5 protein-coding genes are annotated in these 4221 nt (G+C 39.3%); all 5 read left to right on the forward strand.

Annotated elements, in window-relative coordinates:
• Positions 1 to 14 precede the first annotated feature (14 nt).
• The 5 genes from GPK88_RS17210 (at position 15) to GPK88_RS17230 (ending at position 4064) form a co-directional block, all read left to right on the forward strand.
• Complete coding sequence (locus GPK88_RS17210) at positions 15 to 980, forward strand: ParB/RepB/Spo0J family partition protein (RefSeq protein ID WP_117762203.1); 966 nt, start codon at positions 15 to 17, stop codon at positions 978 to 980.
• Positions 981 to 994: 14 nt separating this feature from the next.
• On the forward strand, positions 995 to 1780 hold the full coding sequence (locus GPK88_RS17215; RefSeq protein ID WP_055160152.1) for a ParA family protein: 786 nt from the start codon (positions 995 to 997) through the stop codon (positions 1778 to 1780).
• Positions 1770 to 2681: a ParB/RepB/Spo0J family partition protein gene (locus tag GPK88_RS17220; protein ID WP_015514764.1), complete on the forward strand. Its 912-nt coding sequence runs from the start codon at positions 1770 to 1772 to the stop codon at positions 2679 to 2681. The genes GPK88_RS17215 and GPK88_RS17220 overlap by 11 nt, the downstream gene beginning before the upstream one ends.
• Positions 2682 to 2759: 78 nt before the next feature.
• The gene (locus GPK88_RS17225; RefSeq protein ID WP_117762204.1) at positions 2760 to 3758 is read left to right on the forward strand and encodes a replication initiator protein A; all 999 of its coding nucleotides are present in this window, start codon (positions 2760 to 2762) and stop codon (positions 3756 to 3758) included.
• A gap of 9 nt (positions 3759 to 3767) precedes the next feature.
• Positions 3768 to 4064, forward strand: a complete 297-nt coding sequence (locus GPK88_RS17230) for a hypothetical protein (RefSeq protein ID WP_008708038.1) — start codon at positions 3768 to 3770, stop codon at positions 4062 to 4064.
• Positions 4065 to 4221: the final 157 nt, after the last annotated feature.

Raw genomic sequence — 4221 nt, forward strand, 5'->3', positions numbered from 1 at the left:
ATTAGCTACAGCTAATGGTCAAACAGCAATGTCTGTTTGGAACTTTACTATCTATAAAAGTTCCAGGCAGGCATTTTTTATTTTCTGAATCCTGGAGGAAAGGAGTCAAGATGACTGAGCCAAACAGACAATCAGGAGAAAACGAAGAAAGAATCATAGAAATTGAGATTGAGCGTCTTCGTCCGTTCAAAGAGCACCCGTTTCAAGTAAAAGATGATAAGGAAATGTTTCTTCTGCAGGAAAGCATTGAGAAGTATGGAATTTTAAATCCGCTAATCGTCAGACCAGTACCGGATGGATACTATGAGATCATATCCGGTCACAGAAGAAAACATGCTGCGGAGAAACTGGGATACCGTAAAGTACCAGTAATCATCCGGGTATTAAGTGAAGATGATTCCATTTTAAGCATGGTAGATTCTAATCTTCACAGAGAACGGATCAGCTACAGTGAAAAAGCTTTTGCTTACAAACTGAAGAATGACGTATTAAAAAGAAAAAGTGGTCGAAAAAAGAGCCAAGTTGACCACAAAACACCAAGAAAGCGGGCAATAGAAATCATCAGTGAAGATTGTGGTGATAGCCCAAAACAAGTGCAGCGTTATATCTCACTGACAAAACTGATACCGGAAATGCTGCAGAAACTGGATGATGAGATCATTTCTTTTTGTCCGGCTGTAGAGATAGCTGCATTAAGTGAAAAAGAGCAAAAGGAACTGCTTGTAGCAATGGAGTATGCACAGGCAATCCCATCACTCTCACAGGCCCAGAGGATCCGGCAAATGAGTAAAGAAAAGCAGTTGTCACTGGAAAAGATGGAAGAAATCATGTGTGAGGTTAAAAAGGGTGAAATCACAAGAGTGGCTTTCACAAACGAACAGCTACATAAGTATTTTCCGAATTCCTATACACCGGCAATGATGAAGCGGGAAATACTGGCACTGTTGAAATTATGGAAAAAAGAATCATGGGAAAGTTAAAGGAGGAAGAAATCATGTGTAAAGTTATATCCGTAGTAAACCAGAAAGGCGGCGTTGGAAAGACCACCACAACCGTAAATGTAGGCATTGGACTGGCAAGAGAAGGTAAGAAAGTGTTGCTGATTGACGCGGATCCACAGGGAAGTTTAACAGCAAGTCTTGGATATGAGGAACCGGATGATCTTCGCATCACACTGGCAACGATCATGATGGATGTCATCAACGAAGAAGAAATCTCTCTGGAAGATGGTATCTTACATCACCAGGAAAATGTAGATCTACTTCCGGCAAATATTGAGCTTTCTGCCCTGGAAGTAACGATGGGAAATGTTATGAGCAGAGAAATGATCATGAAGGAATATATCGATGCGATAAGATGCCGATACGATTATATCCTGATCGACTGTATGCCAAGCCTTGGTATGATGACAATCAATGCACTGGTCTCCTCTGATTCTGTGCTGATACCTGTACAGGCCGCATATCTGCCTGTTAAAGGACTTCAGCAGCTGATCAAGACCATTCTTACAGTAAAGAAAAGACTGAACCGGAAACTGGCGATTGAGGGCATTCTCCTGACTATGGTAGATTTCAGAACCAATTACGCAAGAGACATTGCATCGAGAGTACATACAACCTACGGAAGCCAGATTGAAGTATTTGAAAATGTGATCCCGATGTCTGTAAAAGCAGCTGAGACCAGTGCAGAGGGAAAAAGTATTTACATGCACTGTCCGAAAGGAAAAGTTGCCGAGGCATATATGAAATTGACACAGGAGGTTTTGAGTAATGAAAAATAGAAGTGGCGAAAAGATTAAACTGGCAAGTATTGATGAACTGCTTGGTGTGGTAAATGAAGAGTCAGCAATGGAGATAGAAATTAGTAAGATCCATCCGTTTAAGAATCATCCGTTCAAGGTGCTGGATGATGAAAAGATGCAGGATCTGGTTGAAAGTGTAAAGATCAATGGAGTACTGACTCCGGTACTGCTTCGCATGGATGAAAATGAAGAATATGAAATGGTATCCGGTCACAGAAGAATGCATGCAGCACAGCTTGCAGGACTTACGACTATTCCGGCAATCGTAAGAGAATTATCGGATGATGATGCCATTGTGGCGATGGTGGACGCTAACATTCAGCGAGAGGAACTGTTGCCGAGTGAGAAAGCTTTTGCTTATAAGATGAAATTAGCAGCTATGAAAAGACAAGCAGGAAGACCAAAAAGTAATTCTGGCCAAAATGACCAGAATTTAATAGGAACTGTATCTAGGGATGTATTAGCAGAGCAAGTTGGAGAAAGTTCTAAACAGATTCAGCGTTACATTCGCCTGACAGAATTGATTCCTGAACTTCTTGATCTGGTAGATAACAAAAAGCTTCAATTCACGGTTGCTGTAGATATCTCTTACATCGATAAGGAAGTACAGGGATGGATTTACGAATATATCTGCGACACAGGATTTATCAAACCAAAACAGATTGCAGCACTCAGAAATCAGCTGAATGATGGACCAATCAATCAGATCCAGATGTTATCAATTTTCAATAACTGTGTGATGGCAAAGAAAGTATCCCGGTCTCTTACTTTCTCAGAAAAGAAACTGACAAAGTACTTTCCGGATGATTATACAGCCAAAGATATGGAGCAGGTGATTGAATCATTATTAGAAAAATGGATGCAGGAACAGTCCTGTTAAGGATAGAAAATGCTAAGAAAACAAAGTCAAAGAAGTTTAAAAAGAGGACTTCTTAGCGGAAAATGAAAGGAGGAAACTATGGAGAAAAAAATGACATTTAATTATTTTTACGGTACCGAAGCTGATCAGTTCAGCTTCTACCGCATACCAAAAGCATTATTTACAGACAGTTATTTTAAAGATTTATCGAGCGATGCTAAAATTTTATATGGACTGATGTTGGATCGAATGTCTCTTTCCATCAAGAATCAGTGGTTTGACGACAAAAACAGAGCATATATCTACTTTTCCATCGAAGATATCATGGAATTACTGAACTGTGGCAGAAATAAAGCCATTAAATCCATGAGAGAACTGGATGACGAAACAGGGATTGGTCTGATTGAGAAACGCAGACAGGGATTTGGAAAGGTGAACGTTATCTACGTGAAAACCTTTATGCCTGAGAAAACAGATGAGAAAAAATTTGGAGAGGAATTAAAGAAGTTTAAAAAACAAACTTCTGTGGAAAATGAGGAATCTACAGAAGTTTACAATTCAAACTTCATGAAGTCCCAAAATCAAACTTCTAGAAGTCCCGAAAACAAACTTCAAGAAGTTTACATTTCAAACCCTAATAATACTAATCTTAGTGATACTGAAATGAATGATAATAAATCTAATCATATCATATCTGTGGATGAGAAAAGATTTGATAGCGATAATCACTCTGAGGATTATCAGGCTTATGAAAACCTTGTCAAAGAGACCATTGATTATGAATCACTGGAAGTAACCCATCATGACGATATGCGACAGGTAGATGAAATCGTGAACCTGATCGTAGAGACTGTGATGTGTAAAAACGACAAGATATTGATTGCCAGCAACTGGTATCCGGCATCACTGGTGAAGAAAAAATTTCTGATGTTGACCTATTCACATATCGAGTATGTCTTACACTGTATGAGTGGTAACACCACAAAGGTGAAGAATATCAAGAAATATTTGTTAGCAGCCCTGTTTAATGCACCGTCAACGATGAACGGGTATTATCAGGCAGAGGTGAACCATGATATGCCAGGACTGGTAAGATAGGAGGTGCACATGTTTATTTTAAAATTTGCTGGGAAGATATTATTACTGCCAGTATGGCTGATCCTTTTTGTGATCGGCCTGGCAGTAAAGATGACAGTACAGACTTATGCGGTTGTCAGAGGGATCCTTGGGTTTATATTCACTTTGTTGATTATAGCAACTGCATACTGTTACCATGACTGGGTACAGGTTGCATTTCTGTTTTCGCTGAGTGTAATTCTGTATCTGATCCTGTTTGCAGGAGTGTTCGTAGATACTGTACTGGACATGACAAGAGAACGTATTATTGATTTTATTATATCGTGAGGAGGATATGAAAATGAGCGAAAACAATGATTATATTCAGTTACCACCACTTAAAAAAGACACACCGTCCGATGTGGTAGCATTTATGTGGGAGTACATGAAAGTACCGGAGGATTCAAGAGAAAAAGTTAAGAATCTGCTTAAAGATGCAAATGAA

It is taken from the genome of Blautia sp. MCC269, assembly GCF_018785655.1.
In the GTDB taxonomy this organism is placed as follows: domain Bacteria; phylum Bacillota; class Clostridia; order Lachnospirales; family Lachnospiraceae; genus Blautia_A.

Excerpts from the sequence above, each read along its gene's own strand:
- GPK88_RS17210 (WP_117762203.1), top strand. The coding sequence starts at position 15 with ATGGTCAAACAGCAATGTCTGTTTGGAACTTTACTATCTATAAAAGTT.
- GPK88_RS17215 (WP_055160152.1), top strand. The coding sequence starts at position 995 with ATGTGTAAAGTTATATCCGTAGTAAACCAGAAAGGCGGCGTTGGAAAG.
- GPK88_RS17220 (WP_015514764.1), top strand. The coding sequence starts at position 1,770 with ATGAAAAATAGAAGTGGCGAAAAGATTAAACTGGCAAGTATTGATGAA.
- GPK88_RS17225 (WP_117762204.1), top strand. The coding sequence starts at position 2,760 with ATGGAGAAAAAAATGACATTTAATTATTTTTACGGTACCGAAGCTGAT.
- GPK88_RS17230 (WP_008708038.1), top strand. The coding sequence starts at position 3,768 with ATGTTTATTTTAAAATTTGCTGGGAAGATATTATTACTGCCAGTATGG.